This is a genomic window from Terrisporobacter mayombei, from assembly GCF_020748465.1.
In the GTDB taxonomy this organism is placed as follows: domain Bacteria; phylum Bacillota; class Clostridia; order Peptostreptococcales; family Peptostreptococcaceae; genus Terrisporobacter; species Terrisporobacter mayombei.
In genome coordinates this window covers 1-766 of the sequence record NZ_JAHZMP010000034.1, presented here as the reverse complement: position 1 = coordinate 766, position 766 = coordinate 1, and the positions used below count along the sequence as shown (strand labels likewise).

Annotated in this window: 2 tRNA genes and 1 rRNA gene; all 3 read left to right on the top strand. The window is 47.9% G+C overall.

Features of this window, described 5'->3' with window-relative positions:
• Positions 1-90 precede the first annotated feature (90 nt).
• Positions 91-167: transfer RNA gene (locus K0039_RS24680), tRNA-Ile, on the top strand.
• Between the two features lie 42 nt (positions 168-209).
• Positions 210-285, top strand: a tRNA-Ala gene (locus K0039_RS24675).
• Between the two features lie 174 nt (positions 286-459).
• Positions 460-766, top strand: a 23S ribosomal RNA gene (locus tag K0039_RS24670); the annotation flags it as partial.

Sequence of the window (766 nt, the reverse complement as noted above, 5' to 3'; positions counted from 1 at the left end):
CTGCGGTTGGATCACCTCCTTACCTTAAAGAAGCGTACTTTGCAGTGCTCACACAGATTGTCTGATGAAAATGAGCAGTAAAACCTCTACAGGCTTGTAGCTCAGGTGGTTAGAGCGCACCCCTGATAAGGGTGAGGTCGGTGGTTCAAGTCCACTCAGGCCTACCAAATTTGCACGGCAAATTTGAAGAGGTTTTAACTACATGTTATGGGGCTATAGCTCAGCTGGGAGAGCGCCTGCTTTGCACGCAGGAGGTCTGCGGTTCGATCCCGCATAGCTCCACCATCTCTGTAGTGATTAAATAAAAAATACTTCAGAGTGTACCTGCAAAGGTTCACTGCGAAGTTTTGCTCTTTAAAAATCTGGATCAAGCTGAAAATTGAAACACTGAACAATGAAAGTTGTTCGTGAGTCTCTCAAATTTTCGCAACTCTGAAGTGAAACATCTTCGGGTTGTGAGGTTAAGCGACTAAGCGTACACGGTGGATGCCCTGGCAGTCAGAGGCGATGAAGGACGTGCTAATCTGCGATAAGCGTCGGTAAGGTGATATGAACCGTTATAACCGGCGATTTCCGAATGGGGAAACCCAGTGTGTTTCGACACACTATCATTAACTGAATCCATAGGTTAATGAGGCGAACCGGGGGAACTGAAACATCTAAGTACCCCGAGGAAAAGAAATCAACCGAGATTCCCCCAGTAGCGGCGAGCGAACGGGGAGGAGCCCAGAGCCTGAATCAGTGTGTGTGTTAGTGGAAGCGTCTG